We start from the raw sequence: 22,918 nt of genomic DNA, 5'->3' as shown, positions 1-22,918 counted from the left end.
TTGCCCCGGACTGACCCTGAACCGGCCAACGCCGGCTACATTAGCTCTCGTTTTCAAGGCCCTTTGCATGTCCGATCCCCGTTATCAGATCGACGTCAGCGTCGTGACCCGTTTCCTGGCAGAACAATCACAGCCCGAGCAGCAGCGTTTTGCCTTTGCCTATACCGTTACCGTGAGCAACAACGGACAGATACCGGCTCGCCTGCTGTCTCGCCACTGGGTGATCACCGATGGCGATGGCAAGGTCGAGGAAGTCCGGGGCGCCGGTGTCATTGGCCAGCAACCGCTGATCGCCGCCGGTGAAAGCCACACCTATTCCAGCGGCACGGTGATGGCCACCACGGTGGGCAACATGCAGGGCAGCTATCAGATGCAGGCCGAAGACGGCAAGCAGTTCGAAGCCGTCATCGCCCCGTTTCGCCTCGCCGTACCAGGCGCCCTGCACTGATGGCAGTGTACGCAGTCGGTGACTTGCAAGGCTGCCTGCAGCCACTCAAGTGCCTGCTGCAACAGGTCGCCTTCGACCCTGCCAAGGACACGCTGTGGCTGGTGGGCGACTTGGTCAACCGCGGGCCGAGTTCGCTGGAAACCCTGCGCTACCTGTATGGCATGCGTGACGCGCTGGTGTGTGTGCTGGGCAATCACGACCTGCACCTGCTGGCGGTGGCCAACGACGCCGAGCGGCTCAAGCGCGGCGATACCTTGCGCGAAATCCTCGACGCACCCGACGGCCCGCAGTTGCTCGACTGGCTGCGCCGGCAGAAGCTGCTGCACCATGACGAACAGCGCAATGCCGTGCTGGTGCATGCCGGGATCCCACCACAATGGTCGCTGCGCAAGGCCTTGCGCCTGGCCGCCGAGGTCGAGACCGCGCTGCGTGATGACCAGCTGTTCAAGCCTTTTCTGGACGGCATGTACGGCAACGAGCCGAACAAGTGGGACAAGGCGTTGCAGGGCGTTGCCCGCTTGCGTGTGATCACCAACTACTTCACCCGCATGCGTTTCTGCACCGCCGACGGCAAGCTCGACCTCAAGGGCAAGGAAGGCGCCGACACCGCGCTGCCCGGCTACGCGCCCTGGTTCGCCCACAAGGAGCGCAAGACGCGCGACCTGAAGATCATCTTCGGCCATTGGGCGGCGCTGGAAGGGCGTTGCGAGGAGCCGGGCGTGTTCGCGCTCGATACCGGATGCGTGTGGGGCGGTGCGATGACGCTGCTCGACGTCGACAGCGGCGAGCGCCTGTCCTGCAAATGCACCGATGAGGGTGATGTGCACTTGCCTGCAGCGACCCCCGCGGCGGATTTCCCTCCCCCGAGCGACAAACGCTAGAATGGGCGACCAGCCCAGGAGCCTGTCCATGACCGAATTCAAACGCATCCCTCCGCAAGACGTCCAGAGCCTGCGCGAACAGGGCGCCGTGGTGGTGGATATCCGCGACCCGCAAACCTTCGCGGCTGGCCATATCACCGATTCCACGCACCTGGACAACCACTCGCTGCACGGTTTCATCACGGCGGCCGATCTGGACAAGCCGCTGGTCGTGGTCTGCTACCACGGCAATTCCAGCCAGAGCGCCGCTGCCTACCTGGTCAGCCAGGGCTTTTCCGATGTGTACAGCATGGACGGCGGCTTCGAGCTGTGGCGCAGCACCTTTCCGGGCGAAACCAGCCAGGCTGAATAATCCTTCGCAAGCCCCGCGCGACGAAATTTTTTTCGTCGCCGACACCGCGTCCCACGGGCCTTCGCAGCATTGTCGCCAGGCCCTGGCGGCAGTTAATTGCGCATCCGCGCTTGAAGTCTTCGATAACCAACTATCCTTAAGCTCAGGCCATCCATAACAGGGGAGAGCCGGTACACCGGCGCGCGGGTCAATCGGTCAAGGCTACAAGGGTGTTCTGGGGGGTATACGGCCACCACGGGGTTTGGGTGACCGCCAGCATCAACTGAGTGATCCGACGTCGGCTCCACGTATCGAGCGAGGTGACGTCATGAGTATCTTTAGCCACTTCCAACAACGCTTCGAATCCACACGCCAGGAAGAGCTCTCGTTACAGGAGTACCTCGAGCTGTGCAAAACCGACCGCAGGACCTACGCGTCTGCCGCCGAGCGGATCCTGATGGCGATAGGAGAGCCCGAATTGCTCGACACGTCGGCCAATTCCCGGCTGTCGCGCATCTTCTCCAACAAGGTGATTCGTCGCTACCCAGCGTTCGAAGACTTCCACGGCATGGAGGAATGCATCGACCAGATCGTGTCGTACTTCCGCCATGCGGCGCAGGGCCTGGAAGAAAAGAAACAGATCCTGTACCTGCTGGGCCCGGTAGGCGGCGGCAAGTCGTCGCTGGCCGAGAAGCTCAAGCAGCTGATCGAGAAGGTCCCGTTCTACGCGATCAAGGGCTCACCGGTGTTCGAGTCGCCCCTGGGCCTGTTCAACGCCACCGAGGACGGCGCGATCCTCGAGGAAGACTTCGGCATTCCGCAACGCTACCTGAGCACCATCATGTCGCCCTGGGCCACCAAGCGCCTGGCCGAATTCGGCGGCGACATCAGCCAGTTCCGCGTGGTCAAGCTCTACCCTTCCATTCTCAACCAGATCGCCGTGGCCAAGACCGAGCCGGGCGACGAGAACAACCAGGACATTTCCGCGCTGGTGGGCAAGGTCGACATCCGCAAGCTGGAGGAATACCCGCAGAACGACGCCGATGCCTACAGCTACTCGGGTGCCCTGTGCCGGGCCAACCAGGGCCTGATGGAATTCGTCGAGATGTTCAAGGCGCCGATCAAGGTGCTCCATCCGCTGCTGACCGCCACCCAGGAGGGTAACTACAACAGTACCGAAGGGCTGGGCGCGATTCCCTATTCGGGCATCCTGCTGGCGCACTCCAACGAATCGGAGTGGCACAGCTTCCGCAACAACAAGAACAACGAGGCGTTCATCGACCGGATCTACATCGTCAAGGTGCCGTACTGCCTGCGCGTCAGCGACGAGATCAAGATCTACGACAAGCTGCTGTTCAACAGCTCGCTGTCCAAGGCTCATTGCGCGCCCGACACCCTGAAGATGCTGGCGCAGTTCACCGTGCTGTCGCGGCTCAAGGAGCCGGACAACTCCAACATCTATTCGAAGATGCGCGTGTACGACGGCGAGAACCTCAAGGACACCGATCCCAAGGCCAAGTCGATCCAGGAATACCGCGACACTGCGGGCGTGGATGAAGGCATGAATGGCCTGTCGACGCGCTTCGCCTTCAAGATCCTCTCCAAGGTGTTCAACTTCGACCCCCACGAGATCGCCGCCAACCCGGTGCACCTGCTTTATGTACTGGAGCAGCAGATCGAACAGGAGCAATTCCCTGCCGAAGTGCGCGAGCGGTACCTGCGCTTCCTCAAGGAATACCTGGCACCGCGCTACATCGAGTTCATCGGCAAGGAGATCCAGACCGCGTACCTGGAGTCGTACAGCGAGTACGGGCAGAACATCTTCGACCGCTACGTGCTGTACGCCGATTTCTGGATTCAGGATCAGGAGTACCGCGACCCGGAAACCGGCGAGATTCTCAACCGCGTGGCTCTCAACGAAGAGCTGGAAAAGATCGAGAAGCCAGCCGGCATCAGCAATCCGAAGGATTTCCGCAACGAGATCGTCAACTTCGTGCTGCGCGCCCGCGCCAACAACAACGGCAAGAATCCGACCTGGCTCAGCTACGAGAAGCTGCGCGTGGTGATCGAGAAGAAAATGTTCTCCAACACCGAGGACTTGTTGCCGGTCATCAGTTTCAACGCCAAGGCCAGCAAGGAGGACCAGCAGAAGCACAACGACTTCGTCACTCGCATGGTCGAGCGCGGCTATACCGACAAGCAGGTCCGTCTGCTGTCCGAGTGGTATCTGCGGGTCAGGAAGTCGCAGTGATCACGCGGTAGGTTTCAGGCTGCGACGGGCCCAGGCAGGCATCGATGCCCGGGCCTTTCGCTGCTCTCGACTTGTGGCTTGCAGCCCGGCTGCCCGGAGGCCTAATGAGCTATGTGATCGACCGACGCCTCAATGGCAAGAACAAGAGTACGGTGAACCGCCAGCGTTTCCTGCGGCGTTACCGTGACCACATCAAGAAGGCCGTGGAAGATGCCGTCGGCCGTCGTTCCATCACCGACATGGAACATGGCGAGCAGATCAGCATTCCCGGCCGCGATATCGACGAGCCGGTGTTGCAGCACGGCCGCGGCGGCAAGCAGACCGTGGTGCACCCCGGCAACAAGGAGTTCACCGCCGGCGAACACATCGCTCGCCCCCAGGGCGGAGGCGGCGGCAAGGGACCTGGCAAGGCGGGCAACTCCGGCGAGGGCATGGACGAGTTCGTGTTCCAGATCACCCAGGAGGAATTTCTCGAATTCATGTTCGAGGACCTGGAACTGCCCAACCTGGTGAAGCGCAACCTCAGTGGTACCGACACCTACAAGACGGTGCGTGCCGGTATCAGCAACGAGGGCAACCCTTCGCGCATCAACATCATCCGCACCCTGCGCTCGGCCCATGCGCGGCGCATAGCGCTTTCAGGCAGCAGCCGCGCCAAGCTCAAGGCGGCCAAGCTTGAGCTCGAGCGTTTGAAGATCGAGGAACCGGACAATTTCGGTGACATTCAGGCATTGATCGGCGAAATCGAAAGGCTCAGCGCCCGCATCCATCGCGTGCCCTTTCTGGACACCTTCGACCTCAAGTACAACCTGCTGGTCAAGCATCCCAACCCCAGTTCCAAGGCGGTGATGTTCTGCCTGATGGACGTGTCCGGTTCCATGACCCAAGCCACCAAGGACATAGCCAAGCGCTTCTTCATCTTGCTGTATCTGTTTCTCAAGCGTAACTACGACAAGATCGAAGTGGTGTTCATCCGCCATCACACCAGCGCCCGCGAAGTCGACGAGGAAGAGTTCTTCTATTCGCGCGAGACCGGCGGCACCATCGTTTCCAGCGCCCTGAAACTGATGCAGGAGATCATGGCCGCGCGGTACCCAACCAACGAATGGAACATCTATGCCGCCCAGGCCTCGGACGGCGATAACTGGAACGACGACTCACCGATTTGCCGGGAAATCCTCACCCAGCAGATCATGCCGTTCGTGCAGTACTACACCTATGTGGAAATCACGCCGCGCGAACATCAGGCCCTGTGGTACGAATACGAGCGCATCAGCGAGTCGTTCGCCGATACGTTCGCCCAGCAGCAGCTGGTGTCGGCCGGTGATATCTATCCGGTCTTCCGTGAACTCTTCCAGCGCAGGTTAGCGACATGACCGCCAGAGAGCAGAAGCGCCAACCCATCTCCACGGGCTCGGAATGGACGTTCGAGCTCATCCAGACCTACGACCGGGAAATCAGCCGCATCGCCGAGCGCTATGCGCTGGACACCTACCCCAACCAGATCGAGGTGATCACTGCCGAGCAGATGATGGATGCGTACGCCTCGGTGGGGATGCCCCTGGGCTATCACCATTGGTCCTACGGCAAGCATTTTCTCAGCACCGAGAAGTCCTACACCCGCGGCCAGATGGGCCTGGCCTACGAGATCGTCATCAACTCCGATCCATGCATCGCCTACCTGATGGAAGAGAACACCATCTGCATGCAGGCGCTGGTGGTGGCCCATGCCTGCTATGGGCACAACAGCTTCTTCAAGGGCAACTACCTGTTCCGCACCTGGACCGACGCCAGTTCGATCATCGATTACCTGGTGTTCGCCAAGTCCTACATCATGAAGTGCGAGGAACGTCATGGCATCGATGCCGTGGAGGATCTGCTCGATTCCTGCCACGCCCTGATGAACTACGGCGTCGACCGCTACAAGCGTCCCTATCCGATTTCCGCGGAAGAAGAGCGTCGCCGCCAGGCCGATCGCGAAGAGCACCTGCAGCGGCAGATCAACGATCTGTGGCGGACCATTCCCAAGGGCGCCGACAAGAACCGCGAGGAAGACAACGCCCGGTTCCCGGCCGAGCCGCAGGAGAACATCCTGTATTTCATCGAAAAGCATGCGCCGCTGCTCGAGCCCTGGCAGCGCGAGATCGTACGAATCGTGCGCAAGATCGCCCAGTACTTCTACCCGCAACGCCAGACCCAGGTGATGAACGAGGGCTGGGCAACGTTCTGGCACTACACCCTGATGAACGACCTCTACGACGAAGGCCTGGTGACCGACGGCTTCATGATGGAGTTTCTGCAGTCGCACACCAGCGTGGTGTTCCAGCCCGGTTTCGACAGCCCCTACTACAATGGCATCAACCCCTATGCCCTGGGCTTTGCCATGTACCGCGATATACGCCGCATGTGCGAGCACCCGGACGATGAAGATCGTCACTGGTTTCCCGACATTGCCGGCAGTGACTGGCTGTCGACCATCAAGTTCGCCATGAGCAGCTTCAAGGACGAGAGCTTCATCCTGCAGTACCTGTCGCCCAAGGTCATTCGCGACCTGAAGCTGTTCAGCATCATGGACGACGATCAGCGGGACGAGTTACTGGTGCCAGCCATCCACGATGAAAACGGCTATCGCACCATTCGCGAAACCCTGGCGGCGCAGTACAACCTGGGTAACCGCGAGCCCAATGTACAGATCTGGAGCATCGATCGACGCGGTGACCGCTCGCTGACCCTGCGTCATCAGCAACATGACCGCAAGCCACTGGGAGAATCCACCGACGAGGTGCTCAAGCACCTGCACCGCCTGTGGGGGTTCGATATCCATCTGGATACGCTGCAGGGCGATCAGTTGGTCAAGACCCATCACGTGCCACCGCGCAGCGAGCATGCGGACGGCAGCCATGGGCGGATGGACCTCAACGTCGTCCACCTCTGAGACAGGTGCGTGTACAAAACCGCCGGTGGCTTGGTGTTATCCTTCCGGGCCATCGGAGGTGTTGCAATGAAGATCTATGAAGTGGGTGGAGCGGTGCGCGACCGCTTGCTGGGTATACCGGTCGTGGACATCGATCGCGTGGTGGTCGGTGCCGACGCCGAACGCATGCTCGCTGACGGCTATCGCCCCGTGGGCAGTGATTTCCCGGTGTTCCTGCATCCGCAGACCGGCGAGGAATATGCCCTGGCACGTACCGAGCGCAAGAGCGGACGTGGCTATGGCGGGTTCGTCTTCCACGCCAGCCCGGACGTGACCCTGGAGCAGGACCTGTCGCGGCGCGACCTGACCATCAATGCCATGGCCGAGGACGACGACGGCCGCATCATCGATCCGTACGGCGGTCAGCAGGACCTGAACGAGCGCCTGCTCAGGCACGTGTCCCCAGCGTTCATCGAAGACCCCTTGCGCGTGCTGCGGGTCGCACGCTTCGCCGCGCGCTATGCCGGACTGGGTTTTCGCGTGGCCGAACCGACCCTGCAGCTCATGCGTCAGTTGAGCGAGTCGGGCGAGCTGCAGGCCTTGACCGCCGAACGCAGCTGGAAGGAGATTTCCCGAGCATTGATGGAGGCTCATCCCCAGGTGTTCATTCAAGTGCTGCGCGATTGCGGGGCGCTGGAGCACCTGCTGCCTGAGGTCGACGCGTTGTTTGGCGTGCCGCAGCCGCCGGCCCATCATCCAGAGATCGACACCGGCGTGCATACCCTGAGCGTGCTTGAACAGGCGGCGCGCCATGGCCAGCCACTGAGCGTGCGCTGGGCGTGCCTGCTGCACGACCTGGGCAAGGGCACCACGCGCCCCAGCGAGTGGCCGCGGCATATCGCCCACGAGCAGCGGGGCGCGAAACTGATCAAGGCGGTCAACGAACGCTTCAAGGTGCCCAGGGATTGTCAGGAGCTGGCGGTGTTGGTGGGTGAATATCACACGCACGGCCATCGAGCCCTGGAGCTCAAGCCGTCGACGCTGCTGGAGTTGCTGCAGAGCTTCGATGTGTACCGTCGCCCCGGGCGCTTCGAGGATTTCATCATGGCGTGCGAGATGGACGCGCGTGGACGCTTGGGGTTCGAGGCGCGGGAATATCCGCAGGCGGATTATCTAAGGGGTGCGGCTGCAGCGGCGCGGGGTGTGGCGGTTCAGCCGCTGGTTGCCCAGGGGTTCAAGGGCCAGGCATTGGGGGAGGCGTTGAAGCGGGCGCGGTTGGAGGCACTCAAGGCGTATAAGGCGGGGGTTTGAGGGTGGCCTTGGGGGCCTCTTCGCGGGCAGAGACCCGCTCCCACAGGTGGGGAGCTGTGCTTGTGAAGAAGACGGTGATGATTCAAAGCGTGACGGGAGTCAATTGCTGCCCGCGCCATTCGAATGGAACGGGGGCCAACACCTGGTCGATGTTCGACTCGCGCCAAAGCTGGTCAAGACTCACCCCTGCGCCCGGATGCACCAACTCTGACGCGATCAATGCCAATGGCCACAGTACGAACGCATTTTTCAGAATTTCGGCACGGGGCAATACCAAGCCGTCGAAGTTGCCGACCAGGTCGCCGTACAGCAATACATCGATATCCAACGGCAGGCCTTTGCGCTCCGGGGCGTAGCGGCCATTGTCGGCTTCGATGAACTTCAACCGACGATCCAGTGCGGTCAACGGCAAGTCGGTCAGCCCGGTTACCACCAGATTGAAGAACGGGCCGCTCTTGATGCCCACCGGCTGGCTTTCGAATACCGCTGAACAGCGCATGTCCACGAGCAAGGACGCCAACGCATCGAGCCCCGCGCACAGATGGCGTTCACGGTCGGTGTTGCTGCCCAGGCCCAGGTAGATTCTATTCAGCGACATCCGCGCTCGATCTCCACACCGACACCTTGCGCCGCCGCGACGGCACCCGGCTTGGTGACCTTGAGCCGCAGCCAGGGAATGCCGAATTCGCTCATCAACAGCTGGGCCAGACGTTCGGCGAACGTCTCGACCAGTTCGAAGCGAGCCTGCGCGGCAAATGCCTGGACGCGCTGCGACACCGTCGCATAGTCGAGGGCCAGGGTAAGGTCGTCGCCAGCCGCAGCCGGGCGGTTGTCCCAAGCGAACACCAGGTCCAGACGCAGGCACTGACGAATGTCACGCTCCCAATCGTAGGCGCCGATCACCGTGTCGACTTCCAGACCTTCGATAAACACTCTGTCCAAGCACTTCACTCCGCAGCACGACAAGGGCGCCAGGCGCCGTTAGAATCAAGGGTTTCCAGACCCGGAAATAGTAAGCATGTTCTGGTTGCTGGCGCTTGGCGCCTACCTGCTCGGCTCGCTGTCCTTCGCTATCGTGCTCAGTCGCGCGACGGGCACTCCCGACCCGCGAATGAGCGGTTCGGGCAACGCCGGAGCAACCAACATGCTGCGCCTGGCCGGTAAAAAGCTCGCCATCCTCACTCTGCTGGGCGACTTGTGCAAGGGTTTGCTGCCGGTGCTGGCCGCCGCCTGGGCCGGGATGACCCTCGGGCAGCAAGCCTGGATCGGGCTCTGCGCGGTAATCGGCCACCTGTTCCCGCTGTATTTCCGCTTCAAGGGCGGCAAGGGCGTGGCCACCTCCGCTGGCCTGCTGATGGGGCTGTACCCACCCGCTGCACTGCTGGCAATGCTGGCCTGGGCGCTGACCTTTCGGCTCAGCCGCACCAGTTCGCTGGCGGCCCTGATCGCCACGCCCCTGACCCTACCGTTACTGGCCTGGCAGCGCCCTGAGGCGCTGCTGCCCATGAGCGTGCTGACGGTGCTGGTGATCTGGCGTCACCGCGGCAACCTGCGCGATCTGTTCGCCGGCCGCGAGCGTCACTTCTGAGCGGGCTGGCCAGCACGTTCAAAGCGGTGGCAACTGCTCCATTGGCCAACGTGCCTGGACACTGATCGCCAGGGTTTCCTGCTGCCCGGCCAACAGCCGCTGACAACCAGCATAGGCGATCATTGCGCCGTTATCCGTACAGAACTGCGGACGGGCGTAATAGACATTGCCACCCAGTTCACCCAGCATTTTTTCCAGGCCCTGGCGCAGCGACTGGTTGGCACTCACCCCGCCGGCGATCACGAGGCGCTTGAGACCGGTCTGCTTCAAGGCGCGGCGGCATTTGTAGGTCAGGGTATCGACCACCGCCTGCTCGAAGGCCAGGGAGATGTCGCAGCGGGTCTGATCGCCGTCGTCTCCGGCGCTGCGGCACTGCTGCCAGGTGTTGAGGGCAAAGGTCTTCAAGCCGCTGAAGCTGAAATCCAGGCCAGGGCGGTCGCACATCGGTCGGGGGAAGGTGAAGCGTCCCGCCACACCCTGCCTGGCCAGGCGAGCGATCTCCGGGCCACCCGGGTAATTCAGGCCGATCAGCTTGGCGGTCTTGTCGAAGGCTTCCCCGGCGGCATCGTCCAGGGTCTCGCCCAGCAACGCATACTGGCCGATGCCGTCGACCTGCACCAATTGCGTATGGCCGCCGGACACCAGCAGAGCGACGAACGGAAACTGTGGCGGCTGCTCTTCCAGCATGGGCGCCAACAAGTGGCCTTCCATGTGATGAACGCCCAGAGCCGGTATGTCCCAGGCGAACGCCAGCGCCTGGGCGCAGGAGGCACCTACCAGCAGCGCCCCCACCAGGCCGGGACCGGCCGTGTAGGCAATGGCGTCGATCTCGGTTGCCGCGCAGTCGGCCTCGGCCAGCACCTGACGGATCAACGGCAGCATGCGTTTGACGTGATCGCGCGAGGCAAGCTCGGGCACGACCCCGCCATAGGCGCGATGCAGGTCGATCTGGCTGAACAGCGCGTCGGCCAGCAGGCCGCGTTCGCTGTCGTATAATGCGACACCGGTTTCGTCGCAGGACGTTTCCAATCCCAGTACTAGCATGGCCAGGCCTTGTGGAGCTCTATTCGAAGGCGCGCATGATAGTCGTCGCACAAGGCACCGACCAGCGGTTTTCGATCAGAGGCTTTGCATTCCTCTCAGGTAAGGGTTAACATCCGCAACCCTTAAAAACCGACGTACTTATGCGCGATTTTGCCATGAGATGTCGACCCCGGTAATGAATGAAGGTAGCTCTGGATGCCAGCCGTCAAAGTTAAAGAGAACGAACCCTTCGACGTAGCTCTGCGTCGTTTCAAGCGCTCCTGCGAAAAAGCCGGTGTACTGGCTGAAGTTCGTAGCCGCGAATTTTACGAGAAGCCGACTTCGGAGCGTAAGCGCAAGGCAGCAGCCGCTGTCAAACGCCACGCCAAGAAAGTCCAGCGCGAACAGCGCCGCGCCGTTCGTCTGTACTAATACACAGACGTTCGTTGCAAGCTTCTGCCTTGCCCGGCCCACAGCCGGGCTGCCGGCAGTTGCAGCAGTACCCCGCCTCAACCGTCAGAACTGGTTTCATCGCCAGATCGTGCGCGTCATTCTGACGAGCCTTGCAAGGCTGCAGACGAGCACACTTATTCCTTTGGCAACGCCCTGCTTCGACTGCTGCCCCCGGGCTCCGTTGAACGTACAGACGTTTCCGATACAGAAATCTGCGCTGCAACACCTGCCAGACCGATTTCCAATGGGTACACTTCCGCTCCTGGGCTGCTGATAAAGAGAACGCCATGGCCGGGCTGATTCCCCAAGGCTTCATCGACGACCTGCTCAACCGCACCGATATCGTCGATGTCGTGCAGTCTCGCCTGCAAATGAAGAAAGCCGGCAAGAACTACACCGCCTGCTGCCCGTTCCACAAGGAAAAGACTCCCTCGTTCAGCGTCAGCCCCGACAAGCAGTTCTATTACTGTTTTGGCTGCGGCGCGGGCGGCAATGCCCTTGGCTTCATCATGGACCACGACAACCTGGACTTCCCCCAGGCCGTCGAGGAACTGGCCAAGGCCGCCGGCATGGAAGTGCCGCGCGAAGACAGCGGGCGCAACAGCAAGCCTCGCCAGCCCACCGACTCACCGTTGTACCCCTTGCTTGAAGCTGCCGCGCAGTTCTACCGCATGGCGCTCAAGGGGCATGCGCAACGTCGCGCGGCAGTCGACTACCTCAAGGGTCGGGGCCTGTCCGGCGAGATCGCCCGCGATTTCGGCCTGGGCTTCGCCCCGCCCGGCTGGGACAACCTGTTCAAGCACCTGAGCAGCGACAGCCTGCAACAGAAAGCCATGATCGACGCCGGCCTGCTGGTGGAGAACGCCGACTCCGGCAAGCGCTACGACCGTTTTCGCGACCGCGTGATGTTCCCCATCCGCGACAGCCGCGGACGGGTCATCGCCTTCGGTGGCCGCGTGCTCGGTGACGACAAGCCCAAGTACCTGAACTCGCCGGAAACCCCGGTGTTCCACAAGGGCCAGGAGCTGTACGGCCTGTACGAGGCACGCAAGCACAACCGCAACCTCGACGAGATCATCGTCGTGGAAGGCTACATGGACGTCATTGCCCTGGCCCAGCAAGGCCTGCGCAATGCCGTCGCGACCCTGGGCACGGCCACCAGCGAGGAACATCTCAAGCGCCTGTTCCGCGTGGTGCCCAGCGTGCTGTTCTGCTTCGACGGCGACCAGGCCGGCCGCAATGCCGCCTGGCGCGCACTGGAAGCTGCACTGCCGAGCCTGCAGGATGGGCGCAAGGCGCGCTTCCTGTTTCTGCCCGAAGGCGAAGACCCGGATACTCTGGTGCGCTCTGAGGGAACAGACGCCTTCCGCGCCCGCATCAACCAGCACGCACAGCCGCTGGCCGACTATTTTTTCCAGCAGTTGACCGAAGAAGCCGATCCGCGCTCGCTCGAAGGCAAGGCGCACATGGCGACACTGGCTGCGCCGCTGATCGACAAGGTGCCCGGCGCCAATCTGCGCACGTTGATGCGCAACCGCCTGAGCCAGATCACCGGCTTGAGCGGCGAGGCTGTCAGCCAGCTGGTGCAAAGCGCACCTGCCACACCGATGCCCAGCCATGATCCGCTGGCCGATTACGATTCGATGCCGGGTTATTCGCCCGACTTCAGTGACTTTCATGCGCCGCCGGCCTTCGAACCACAGCAACAATGGACATCGGCCAAGCCAGGCGGGAAGAAATGGGAAGGCAAGCCCTGGAAGGGCAAAGGCAAGCGTGATTTCGAGCCGCGCCCGCAGCCGCGCACGCCGGTGACCGTCGAGCCGCCTACCCTGAGCGCGCTGCGAACCTTGCTGCACTACCCGCAACTGGCGGAAAAGGTCGAGGACGTCAGCCATTTTGCCGATGAAGAACAGGTACACGCGCAGTTGCTGGTGGCATTGCTCGAAGCCCTGCAGAAGAATCCTAAGCTACGCTCTCTGCAGTTGATCGCGCGCTGGCACGGCACCGAACAGGGCAAGCTGCTGCGAGCACTGGCCGAGAAAGAATGGCTGATCGATGCCGATAACCTTGAACAACAGTTTTTCGACACTATAACTAGCTTGTCCGCTCGCCAACGCGAGCGTTGTCTCGAGCATTTGCTCAGAAAATCAAGACAGAGTGAACTGAGCGCAGAGGAAAAGAATCAACTGCGCGAGCTACTCAGCCGCAATGTTCACGCACAAACCCCGACCTCAACTGGCGCGTGAGGTCCTAGCTCGGGTATAATCCTCGGCTTGTTTTTTGCCCGCCAAGACCTTCAGTGGATAGGGTGTTATGTCCGGAAAAGCGCAACAGCAGTCTCGTATCAAAGAGTTGATCACCCGTGGTCGTGAGCAGGGTTACCTGACTTACGCCGAGGTCAACGATCACCTGCCCGAGGATATTTCAGATCCGGAGCAGGTGGAAGACATCATCCGCATGATCAACGACATGGGGATCAACGTATTCGAGAGTGCTCCGGATGCGGATGCCCTTTTGTTGGCCGAAGCCGATACCGACGAAGCGGCGGCCGAAGAGGCCGCTGCCGCGTTGGCAGCGGTCGAGACCGACATCGGTCGCACGACCGACCCGGTGCGCATGTACATGCGCGAAATGGGTACGGTCGAGCTGCTCACGCGTGAAGGCGAAATCGAAATCGCCAAACGTATCGAAGAGGGCATCCGTGAAGTGATGGGCGCAATTGCGCACTTCCCCGGCACGGTCGAGCACATCCTCAGCGAATACGATCGTGTGACCACCGAGGGCGGCCGCCTGTCCGACGTGCTCAGCGGCTACATCGACCCGGACGAAGGCATTGCGCCGCCGGCCGAGGTACCGCCGCCGGTCGAGAAATCGGCCGACAAGGCCGATGGCAAGGATGACGACGACGACGAAGCCAACAGCGACGACGAGGACGAAGTCGAAAGCGGTCCGGATCCCGTCATCGCCCAGCAGCGCTTCGGCGCCGTATCCGATCAGCTCGCCGTCACCTTGAAGGCCTTGAAGAAGCATGGCCGTCACAGTAAGCAAGGCATTGCCGAGATGCTGCTGCTGGCCGAGCTGTTCATGCCGATCAAGCTGGTGCCAAAGCAGTTCGAAGGCCTGGTGGAGCGTGTTCGTGGTGCTCTGGAGCGTCTGCGTCAGCAGGAACGCGCCATCATGCAGCTGTGCGTGCGTGATGCACGCATGCCGCGTGCCGACTTCCTGCGCCAGTTCCCCGGCAACGAAGTCGACCAGACCTGGAGCGATGCCCTGGCCAACGGCAAGGCGAAGTACGCCGAAGCCATCGGTCGCCTGCAGGCCGACATCCAGCGCTGCCAGCAGAAGCTGAGCGCGTTGGAAGCGGAAACCGGCCTGACCATCGCCGAGATCAAGGACATCAACCGTCGCATGTCGATTGGCGAAGCCAAGGCGCGTCGGGCGAAGAAAGAGATGGTCGAGGCCAACCTGCGTCTGGTGATCTCGATTGCCAAGAAGTACACCAACCGTGGCCTGCAATTCCTCGACCTGATCCAGGAAGGCAACATCGGCTTGATGAAGGCGGTGGACAAGTTCGAATACCGTCGCGGCTACAAGTTCTCGACGTACGCCACCTGGTGGATTCGTCAGGCCATCACTCGCTCGATCGCCGACCAGGCACGCACCATCCGTATTCCGGTGCACATGATCGAGACCATCAACAAGCTCAACCGCATTTCGCGGCAGATGCTGCAGGAGATGGGTCGCGAGCCTACGCCTGAAGAGCTGGGCGAGCGCATGGAGATGCCCGAGGACAAGATCCGCAAGGTCTTGAAGATCGCCAAGGAGCCTATCTCCATGGAGACGCCGATTGGTGACGACGAAGACTCCCATCTGGGTGACTTCATCGAAGACTCCACCATGCAGTCGCCGATCGACGTGGCCACCGTGGAGAGCCTCAAGGAAGCCACGCGCGAAGTGCTGGGCGGCCTTACGGCACGGGAAGCCAAGGTGCTGCGCATGCGTTTCGGCATCGACATGAACACCGACCACACCCTCGAGGAAGTCGGCAAGCAGTTCGATGTTACCCGCGAGCGTATCCGCCAGATCGAAGCCAAGGCGCTGCGCAAGCTGCGTCACCCGACCAGAAGCGAGCACCTGCGCTCGTTCCTCGACGAATAAGCTTCTGCGACGAGCACCACCAGAACCCCCGGCCCTGTCGGGGGTTTTGCATCATGGACCGATGGCCTTCAAGTTTGTTATCACCCCCTCTTCCCGCTGGCCGCCGCGCCCGACTACACTGGCCTTTTCTGCGCTGGTCCAACGAGGCTGCCATGCATCGACTGCCGGCACTTGTGCTGCTGACTTCGCTCGCCGGGCCAGCCATCGCCGACACCCCTCCTCCCGCTGGCTACCCGCCAGGGCAACTTGAACGTGCGTCGTTGCACACCGACGGCGCAAGCGCGCGCCCTGTGTTCGCAGCACTGGCAAGCGACCGCGCGCCGTCGCTGGACGAGGAGACTGTGGCCGATGCCGCGCCCGCGCGCGACTGGTACAACACCCTGATCTACGGTCTACCAGGGCTGGTCATGTTGGTGATTGCCCTGGGCGTGGTGATCCGCATCAACCGTCGCCTGACCTCGGAGATCAGCCAGCGCATTGCCCTGGAGCATGAGCTGCGCAGCAGCGAATACCATTACCGCGGCTTGGTCGAGAGCCTTTCGGCCATCGCCTGGGAAGCCGACACCTCCGACTACACCTACAGTTACGTCTCGCCCCATGCCGAGGCCCTGCTGGGCTACCCTCTGCAGAGCTGGCTGGAGCCGGGCTTCTGGCAGCGCATCCTGCACCCCGAGGACGCCCGCCGAGCGCGCGCCTACTGCTCGGAACAGACCGCCGCAGGCGTCGGACATGCCCTTGAATACCGGGTGATCACCGCCGACGGACGCAGCCTGTGGGTACGCGACATCGTCAGCCTGATCAAGCATGACCTGCGCCCGGTGATGCGCGGCCTGATGATCGACATCAGCGAAACCAAGAAGATCGAGGAGGCCCAGCGCCTGTCCGAGCAGAAATTCGCCTCGGTGTTCCGCCAGTGCCCCGACATCCTGGTCATCGCGCGGCTCAGCGACGGCTGCCTGCTGGAGGTCAACGAGGCTTTCGAAGAGCAGATCGGCCTCAAGGCGCCGCAGGTGGTCGGACGCCGCGCCGCCGAGCTGGATATCTGGGGTGTGGACGGCGTGGCACCGCGCTTGCTCAAGCGCCTGCAGGGCGGCAGCGTGCGCAACCTGGAGATGACCTTTCGCCGCGACAACGGCCAGCGCTTCACTGGCCTGCTTTCGGCCGAGCCGTTCGAACTGGAAACCACCGCTGCCCTGGTCGTGGTGGTGCGCGACATCAGTGAGCTGAAACAGACCCAGCAACGCCTGCAGATTTCCGAAGAGAAGTTCGCCAAGGCGTTCCATGCCTCGCCCGACGGCATGCTGCTGACCCGGCAAAGTGATGGGCTGCTGATCGAGGTCAATGAAGGCTTCAGCATCATGACCGGGCACAAGAGCAAGACCTCGCTGGATCGCTCGACCCTGGAGCTGGGCATCTGGGCCGACCCCAACGAGCGCAAGCGGCTATTGGAGAAACTGCAGCGGCAAGGCTTCGTTCGCGACTTCGCCTGCCGCATTCGGCGCATCGATGGCCAGGTGCGACTCTGTGAGGTGTCGGTGCGCCCGCTGCCGATCGGTGGCGACGCCTGCATGCTGACGATTGCCCGCGACATCACCGAGCGCCACCAGATGCAGCACAAGCTGGCGCTGGCGGCGACCGTGTTCGAGAGCACCGCCGAGGGCGTGCTGATCACCGATACCCAGCAGCGCATCAGCATGGTCAACCGCGCGTTCACCGAGATCACCGGCTTCAGCGAACAGGAGGTGCTGGGCCAGACCCCTCGCCTGCTCGCCTCGGGCCAGCACGACAGCGCGTTCTACATCGCCATGTGGCATCGGCTGGCGGCCGAGGGGCATTGGCAGGGCGAGATCTGCAACCGGCGCAAGAACGGCGAGCTGTACCCCAGCTGGCTGACCATCAGCTCGGTGCGCAACGGCGACGAAGCGATCACCCATTTCGTAGCCGTGTTCGCCGACATTTCCAGCCTCAAACACGCCCAGGCGCGGCTGGACTATCAGGCCCATCACGACCCCCTGACCGGCCTGCCCAACCGCACCTTGTTCGAAAGCCGGCTTGCCGCCGCCCTGGCCAGCCAGACCGAAGCCGGCGGCCAGGGCGCGGTGCTGTTCCTCGATCTCGACCGTTTCAAACACATCAACGACAGCCTCGGCCACCCGGTGGGCGACCTGCTGCTCAAGGGCATCGCCCAGCGCCTCAAGGAGCAGGTGCGCGACATCGACACCGTGGCGCGCCTGGGCGGCGACGAGTTCATCATCCTGCTGCCGGGCCTGGCCCACGCCAGCGATGCCGAGCATATCGCCGCCAAGGTCCTGGCCTGCTTTACTGCGCCGTTCCAGGCCGGCGACCACGAGTTCTTCACCAGCGCCAGCATCGGCACCAGCCTGTATCCGCAGGACGGCAGCGACGTCGCCACCCTGGTCAAGAACGCCGATGCCGCCATGTACCGCTCCAAGGCCAAGGGTCGCAACCGGGTGGAGAGCTACACCCGCGACCTCACCACCCAGGCCACCACCCGCATCGCGCTGGAGCACGAGCTGCGCCGCGCCATCGAGCGCGACGAGCTGAGCCTGAGCTATCAGCCCAAGTTCAGCATCGACACCCACAGCCTGGTGGGCGCCGAAGCGCTGATCCGCTGGAAGCACCCCAACTTCGGCGACGTGCCGCCCGAGCAATTCATTTCGCTGGCCGAAGAGAACGGGATGATCCTGCAGCTCGGCGATTGGGTGCTGGAACAGGCCTGCCGACAGATGTGCGAGTGGAAACGGCTGTACCACGAGTTCGGCCCGCTGTCGGTCAACCTCGCCGGCGCCCAGCTGCGCCAACCCAACCTGCTCAAGCGCATCGAAGGCCTGCTGGCTGACAGCGGCCTGCGCCCGCAATCGCTGCAACTGGAGATCACCGAAAACTTCATCATGAGCCAGGCCGAAGAAGCCCTGGTGGTGCTGCATCAACTCAAGCGCCTGGGCGTACAGCTGGCCATCGACGACTTCGGCACTGGCTACTCCTCGCTGAGCTACCTCAAGCGCCTGCCGCTGGACATCCTCAAGATCGACCAGTCGTTCGTCCGCGGCCTGCCCGACGACCCCCACGATGCCGCCATCGTACGGGCGATCATCGCCCTGGGCCGCAGCATGCAACTGACCGTCATCGCCGAAGGCGTGGAAACCCCCGCACAGCAGGCATTCCTCGCCCGCGAAGGCTGCGAGCAGATCCAAGGCTACCTGGTCAGCCTGCCCCTGCCCCCCGAGCGCTTCGCCGCGACCTTTCTTCGTATGCGCCTTTCGGATTTTTCGGATAGCACTCCCTTCAATCCATCGCTATAATCGGCGGCCTTCTGGGGCCTATAGCTCAGTTGGTTAGAGCAGGGGACTCATAATCCCTTGGTCGTAGGTTCGAGTCCTACTGGGCCCACCAAGATTCGAGAGCCGCGCTTTGCGCGGCTTTTTTTGTTTTGGAAAGGCCTTTGTCGCGATCGGCTTCCAGCACGTGGTCGCCAATATGTTCGTCATACCGGCGGCCATCTTTGCCGGGGCTTTGAGCTGGGCGCAGTTTGGCGATAACTTCGTTCCGGTATTCTTGGGTAATGCCGTGGGAGGCGCGGTCTTCGTTGGGCTGGCCTATCATGTGGCGTACTTCAAGACGGCAACCGGTTCCGAGGCGTCAGCCACGGCCGGTGGTGCGCGAACGCAGAAATAATCCAGCTATGCTGGCGTCAGTACTGTCATCAAGGTTGAGAAATGGACTTCACACCTGTCATCGCCCAGCTTTGGGGCATGCTGAGTTGGGCGCTTCCGCTCCTGTTGCTCATCACGTTGTTCAAGTCGCCGTGGGCCAAGGGTCATATCGGTGAGCTGCTGATACGCCTGTTTGCACGCTGGCAACTGGACCAACACACCTATCGCCGCCTGCACAACGTCACCCTGAATACGCCTGACGGCACGACGCAGATCGATCACGTGTTTCTCTCGGTCCATGGCATTTTCGTGCTGGAAACGAAGAACATGAGCGGCTGGATTTTCGGCACTGAACAACAGGCGCAGTGGACGCAGAAGTTTCCCAGGCGCAGCTTCAAATTCCAGAACCCTCTTCGGCAGAACTACAAACATCTGAAGGCGCTGGAAGCCACTTTGGGGGTGAGCCCTGCCCACTTGCATTCGGTGATCACGTTCGTCGGGGGCAGTACGTTCAAGACCGAGATGCCGGCCAATGTGACTCGGGGCATCGGGTTCATCCGCTATATCAAGTCGTTTCGGCAGGTGGTGTTCAGCGAGGCGGAAGTCGATGACATGTTGCAAGCACTGAAGGCCGGGCGTCTGGCACCGAGCATTGCGACTCATCGCGAACACGTGCAACACCTCAAGCGTCGCAGTGATCCAAGCGCTGAACGTTGTTGCCCGAAGTGCGGCAGTGCGCTGGTCATTCGCACGCGGAAAACGGGAGCCAATGCCGGGCAGCAGTTTTGGGGATGTTCGGCTTTTCCCAAGTGTAGAGTCATGCAAAGTCTCTAAGGTGCTGCGCTCCATCAGGCTGTTGATTGAAGGCAAACTACCCAAATGTTTGCCTGAACGGATCGGCACTTTTCTGTATTGCGGCGACCACGTGCTGCGCTTGCTCCGTCACCTCACCCGAGCTCGCCAGCACCTGCTCCAACGCCTGCAATTGCCTGCGGATCACTTCTTGTGGCTGCTCTACAGCACAGAGCTGGGCGAAATCCAGCAAGCCCTGTCGCGAGGCGAACATTGATTTGTTACCGATCAGGTCCAGGGCAAGTACGTCGTCAGGGATATAGGCCGTGGTGTTGACGATGTCGTAGGCGGGTGCAAGCCGTGCATCGCCTTGGGCGGGATTGGCGTAGAGCAGTCCGAAGTTTTTCAGATGAGCATCGCCGTTGCCGACGATGCAGCTGAGACTCACGATGGCGAATAGCTGAGACAGTGAATGCTCTATCCGGTCCGGGGCGCAGAACATACGGATGGCTCTGGCAATGGACGAGTAGCTCTTGCTGTACTTCTGTTCGGCAGCCAGGCCCATGAGGGCTGTCATGTCCTCGAAGCCAATGGGGTTGAGCTGCTCGTCCCGATCGAAGCGGCGCATGACGAATAGTTTGGTGTTATCGGACAGGTAGAATTCCGGCACTACGATTCCAGAAGCCTTGGCCACGGACATGCAGAGAAACTCGTTGATCGCCAGGCCAGGAAATTCATCTCGGCCGCTCTTGATGATCAGTTCGGACGTTTTCGAGGTGAATCGCTGCGGCGCGTGGTTTTGATGCTCAGGTACCAGCACCTTGGGTTGCACCCCTGAGATGCCGGCACGCAGGATGTAGCGATCGACCAGGCTGGCGAAGATGTCCTCGGCACCATCCCAGGCGAGGATCTCATCCAGCCTTTCTCCGGGGAACTGTTGGCGTTGCAACAGCGCATCGACTTCCGGCGAGTTGACTGCGACTCGCCCGATGGGCGAACTGCTGCCTGAAAGTGCCAGGAGTAGCATTGGATCGACGTTTGTCAGCTTGGCCAGGCGATTACGCAGCTGCTCCAGCACGTAACCCTCAGGCAGATTCATCTGGAAGATGGGATGAAGTTCGCGATGGCGATATTCATCCATTCGCGGGGGCATGAGCAAACTGATCGCCCTGTGGGCACTAGCGTCATCGCGATAGCGGAAGATGTAGTCATCTTCGCTGCGCATCACTCTTCCGCTCTCTCCTTCCGGGGTTGAAACCTGCAGTAGGGTCGGCATCAGTCAAATATCCCGTGAATTTCATCCAGCGTGGGCAGCACGGCAGGTATGACCGTGAGTTCGCAATTCAGCGCAGCGAGCACGCGTGCATAGGCGGTCATGCCGACCGAGAGATCGCCCTTCTCGATCGCGATGACCTTCTGCCGTGTGACAAAAGCCAATGCGGCAAGCCGGGCTTGAGTCATGCCACGATTGAGGCGGCGTTGCCGGATTTGCGCGCCCAGACGGATGGCAATAAGCTCGTAATCCATGTTCTGTATACGTGACAAAGTGAGGTCAATGTAACGTATACCCAACCCTAACGAAAATAAAGCGTCGGCTGACACAAAGTGCAGCCTTTAGGCTCCTCTCTGGAAACCCTCACTTCGCCTGCAAACGAAACCCCAGCAAATTTTCCTGCAACCGGTACTGCTCCCCAATGTTCCCGCAAAAGCTGGTACGCGGCAGAAAGGCGCCGGCGCCGTTCAGGTAGGGCGGGATGTTGGTGCTCTGTTCGCAGCCTTGCAGGATGCGGCCGCGCAGTGCGCCGTTGGCTTGGGCGGAGCGCAGGGCGCCCAGTGGGGTGGTGTCGGCGACGACCAGGGCGCCGGGCGGCACCAGGGTTTCGTAGGTGCGGGCGAACTGGTGCGCGGAGCGGTCTTGCAGGTAGGGCACCAGGTAGTAGCGGATGTCGTTGCGAAACGGCAGGGCTTCGGTGTGGGTCGGCAGCTTGACCCAGCCGTTGGCGTACAGCCCCCACATCGACAGCATGGCCACCGGCCCCGCCAATACCGACAGGTAGACGACGGCAGTGCCGATTCGGCCGCCAGGCAGGTATCTGGCCAGGTGGACCACGCCGAGGATGCTGGCCAGGGCGATGCCCGGCAGGAACAGGGTAAAGCGGTCGAATACGCCGTAGGACACGGCGAACAGGAAGTTGAGCAGCAGCGCTGCCCAGAGCACCTGCAGCGCGCGGGTTTTCGGCCACAGAGTGAGGCCGAGCATTTGCGGGCCGATCAGCGATAACGCCAGCAGCACCACGGCGTTTTTCTCGTGCCACAGGTCGTCGAATCGCCAGAGCGTGTCGTTGCGGCCGCCGGCGATGATCGCCAGTTGGTCGGGGCCTGCCAGGTAACGGCGGGTGATGTCGAACAGGCTCATGCCAGTGCCCAGATCGCTGATCACGGCAGGCCAGGCCGGCGCAAAACCCAGGGCGATGCCGGGCAGCACCAGTAGCAGGCGCAGCCTGTGTTGTACGGCCAGCTGCACATACAACGGCAGCAGCACCACCAGTGTCAGGGGGTGAATCGCCAGGGCCAGGCCGCTGAGCGCGCCAATGGCCAGCAAGCGGCCGGTGACACCCAGTCGGGCCGGTGTGGCGAAGCACAGCCAGTAGGCGCCGATGATCAGCAGGGCATGCAGCACGTAGGGTTCGGCCTTGGTGGAGGCCCAGAACACGGCGTGGGCCAGCACTGTGGCGGTTGCCGCCAGCAGCGCCAGGTGACGTGGGGTGCCGACACTGACCGCCAGGCCGTGGACGACCATGGCCAGTGGCAGCAAGAGGATGGCGTTGAGCAGGCTGAGCAGGTGCATGCCCAGCAGCGCATGAATGACACGAGCGATGAGCGCGTAGAACGGATGGCTGACCGGCCCCAGGGAGGAGCTGAAGAACGGGCCCTGGGCGGCGTCGGCCAGCATCAGGCCGTTGTCCATCCATTGCACCGGACCGCTGGCGGCCAGGAAGCTGGCGATCACGGCGCACGCCAGCATCAAGCCGGCCACGACGGTCGGCAGGTGCGTGCGACGGGTTGAACTCATGTTCCTTGTTCTCCTGTTCCT

General features: G+C 61.9%; 19 protein-coding genes, 1 tRNA gene and 1 pseudogene. 15 read left to right on the top strand and 6 right to left on the bottom strand.

Translation table 11 applies throughout. From position 1 onward, the window contains the following. Window positions 1-67: 67 nt before the first annotated feature. The 7 genes from apaG to IFT44_RS19105 all read left to right on the top strand — a co-directional run bounded on the left by apaG (window position 68) and on the right by IFT44_RS19105 (window position 8,136). Entirely contained in the window at window positions 68-448 is a 381-nt protein-coding gene (apaG, locus tag IFT44_RS19135; protein ID WP_122477148.1) for a Co2+/Mg2+ efflux protein ApaG, read from the top strand. Next, on the top strand, window positions 448-1,329 hold the full coding sequence (locus IFT44_RS19130; protein ID WP_192176428.1) for a symmetrical bis(5'-nucleosyl)-tetraphosphatase: 882 nt from the start codon (window positions 448-450) through the stop codon (window positions 1,327-1,329). The genes apaG and IFT44_RS19130 overlap by 1 nt, the downstream gene beginning before the upstream one ends. A 28-nt stretch (window positions 1,330-1,357) precedes the next feature. Then, complete coding sequence (gene glpE / locus IFT44_RS19125) at window positions 1,358-1,681, top strand: thiosulfate sulfurtransferase GlpE (protein ID WP_122477145.1); 324 nt, start codon at window positions 1,358-1,360, stop codon at window positions 1,679-1,681. A gap of 307 nt (window positions 1,682-1,988) precedes the next feature. Further along, window positions 1,989-3,911 (top strand): PrkA family serine protein kinase, encoded by a 1,923-nt coding sequence (locus tag IFT44_RS19120; RefSeq protein WP_122477144.1) that lies wholly within the window; start codon window positions 1,989-1,991, stop codon window positions 3,909-3,911. 104 nt (window positions 3,912-4,015) lie between these two features. Further along, the gene (locus tag IFT44_RS19115) at window positions 4,016-5,287 is read left to right on the top strand and encodes a YeaH/YhbH family protein (protein ID WP_192176427.1); all 1,272 of its coding nucleotides are present in this window, start codon (window positions 4,016-4,018) and stop codon (window positions 5,285-5,287) included. After that, on the top strand, window positions 5,284-6,846 hold the full coding sequence (locus tag IFT44_RS19110; protein ID WP_122477140.1) for a SpoVR family protein: 1,563 nt from the start codon (window positions 5,284-5,286) through the stop codon (window positions 6,844-6,846). The genes IFT44_RS19115 and IFT44_RS19110 overlap by 4 nt, the downstream gene beginning before the upstream one ends. A 66-nt stretch (window positions 6,847-6,912) precedes the next feature. Beyond that, the gene (locus IFT44_RS19105) at window positions 6,913-8,136 is read left to right on the top strand and encodes a multifunctional CCA addition/repair protein (RefSeq protein ID WP_192176426.1); all 1,224 of its coding nucleotides are present in this window, start codon (window positions 6,913-6,915) and stop codon (window positions 8,134-8,136) included. A gap of 82 nt (window positions 8,137-8,218) precedes the next feature. Here IFT44_RS19105 and folK read toward each other — a convergent pair whose 3' ends face one another. Further along, complete coding sequence (folK, locus tag IFT44_RS19100) at window positions 8,219-8,734, bottom strand: 2-amino-4-hydroxy-6-hydroxymethyldihydropteridine diphosphokinase (RefSeq protein ID WP_192176425.1); 516 nt, start codon at window positions 8,732-8,734, stop codon at window positions 8,219-8,221. Then, a complete protein-coding gene (gene folB / locus IFT44_RS19095) occupies window positions 8,725-9,078 on the bottom strand; it encodes a dihydroneopterin aldolase (RefSeq protein WP_122477136.1) in 354 nt (117 codons plus the stop codon). Before folB ends, folK begins: the two co-directional genes overlap by 10 nt. Window positions 9,079-9,154: 76 nt before the next feature. Here folB and plsY point away from each other — a divergent pair, with 76 nt between their 5' ends. Continuing rightward, window positions 9,155-9,724, top strand: a complete 570-nt coding sequence (gene plsY / locus IFT44_RS19090; RefSeq protein WP_122477134.1) for a glycerol-3-phosphate 1-O-acyltransferase PlsY — start codon at window positions 9,155-9,157, stop codon at window positions 9,722-9,724. 18 nt (window positions 9,725-9,742) lie between these two features. Here plsY and tsaD read toward each other — a convergent pair whose 3' ends face one another. Next, the gene (tsaD, locus tag IFT44_RS19085) at window positions 9,743-10,768 is read right to left on the bottom strand and encodes a tRNA (adenosine(37)-N6)-threonylcarbamoyltransferase complex transferase subunit TsaD (RefSeq protein WP_192138211.1); all 1,026 of its coding nucleotides are present in this window, start codon (window positions 10,766-10,768) and stop codon (window positions 9,743-9,745) included. Window positions 10,769-10,963: 195 nt separating this feature from the next. On the opposite strand from tsaD, the gene rpsU reads away from it, so the two are divergent. The 7 genes and pseudogenes from rpsU to IFT44_RS19050 all read left to right on the top strand — a co-directional run bounded on the left by rpsU (window position 10,964) and on the right by IFT44_RS19050 (window position 19,866). Then, on the top strand, window positions 10,964-11,179 hold the full coding sequence (gene rpsU / locus IFT44_RS19080) for a 30S ribosomal protein S21 (protein ID WP_002551877.1): 216 nt from the start codon (window positions 10,964-10,966) through the stop codon (window positions 11,177-11,179). A 308-nt stretch (window positions 11,180-11,487) separates the two neighbouring features. Continuing rightward, on the top strand, window positions 11,488-13,446 hold the full coding sequence (gene dnaG / locus IFT44_RS19075; protein WP_192138210.1) for a DNA primase: 1,959 nt from the start codon (window positions 11,488-11,490) through the stop codon (window positions 13,444-13,446). Window positions 13,447-13,513: 67 nt separating this feature from the next. Then, complete coding sequence (gene rpoD / locus IFT44_RS19070; RefSeq protein WP_122477129.1) at window positions 13,514-15,358, top strand: RNA polymerase sigma factor RpoD; 1,845 nt, start codon at window positions 13,514-13,516, stop codon at window positions 15,356-15,358. A gap of 152 nt (window positions 15,359-15,510) precedes the next feature. Then, window positions 15,511-18,681, top strand: coding sequence for a bifunctional diguanylate cyclase/phosphodiesterase (locus IFT44_RS19065; protein ID WP_244652191.1), 3,171 nt, complete (start codon window positions 15,511-15,513; stop codon window positions 18,679-18,681). Between the two features lie 14 nt (window positions 18,682-18,695). Continuing rightward, window positions 18,696-18,772 (top strand) — tRNA-Ile (locus IFT44_RS19060). Between the two features lie 45 nt (window positions 18,773-18,817). Continuing rightward, window positions 18,818-19,054, top strand: a pseudogene (locus IFT44_RS19055) (formate/nitrite transporter family protein); the annotation flags it as partial. Window positions 19,055-19,095: 41 nt separating this feature from the next. After that, complete coding sequence (locus tag IFT44_RS19050) at window positions 19,096-19,866, top strand: nuclease-related domain-containing protein (protein ID WP_192176424.1); 771 nt, start codon at window positions 19,096-19,098, stop codon at window positions 19,864-19,866. 37 nt (window positions 19,867-19,903) lie between these two features. Here IFT44_RS19050 and IFT44_RS19045 read toward each other — a convergent pair whose 3' ends face one another. The 3 genes from IFT44_RS19045 to IFT44_RS19035 all read right to left on the bottom strand — a co-directional run bounded on the left by IFT44_RS19045 (window position 19,904) and on the right by IFT44_RS19035 (window position 22,897). Continuing rightward, a complete protein-coding gene (locus tag IFT44_RS19045; protein WP_192176423.1) occupies window positions 19,904-21,100 on the bottom strand; it encodes a type II toxin-antitoxin system HipA family toxin in 1,197 nt (398 codons plus the stop codon). Further along, the gene (locus IFT44_RS19040) at window positions 21,100-21,351 is read right to left on the bottom strand and encodes a helix-turn-helix transcriptional regulator (RefSeq protein ID WP_192104480.1); all 252 of its coding nucleotides are present in this window, start codon (window positions 21,349-21,351) and stop codon (window positions 21,100-21,102) included. The genes IFT44_RS19045 and IFT44_RS19040 overlap by 1 nt, the downstream gene beginning before the upstream one ends. Window positions 21,352-21,460: 109 nt before the next feature. Continuing rightward, window positions 21,461-22,897, bottom strand: coding sequence for a DUF2723 domain-containing protein (locus IFT44_RS19035; RefSeq protein WP_192176422.1), 1,437 nt, complete (start codon window positions 22,895-22,897; stop codon window positions 21,461-21,463). Window positions 22,898-22,918 lie beyond the last annotated feature (21 nt).

This window comes from Pseudomonas sp. CFBP 13710 (assembly GCF_014842235.1).
GTDB lineage: Bacteria > Pseudomonadota > Gammaproteobacteria > Pseudomonadales > Pseudomonadaceae > Aquipseudomonas > Aquipseudomonas baltica.
The sequence above is the reverse complement of the archived record's forward strand: the minus strand, read 5'-3'. Positions and strand labels throughout refer to the sequence as shown.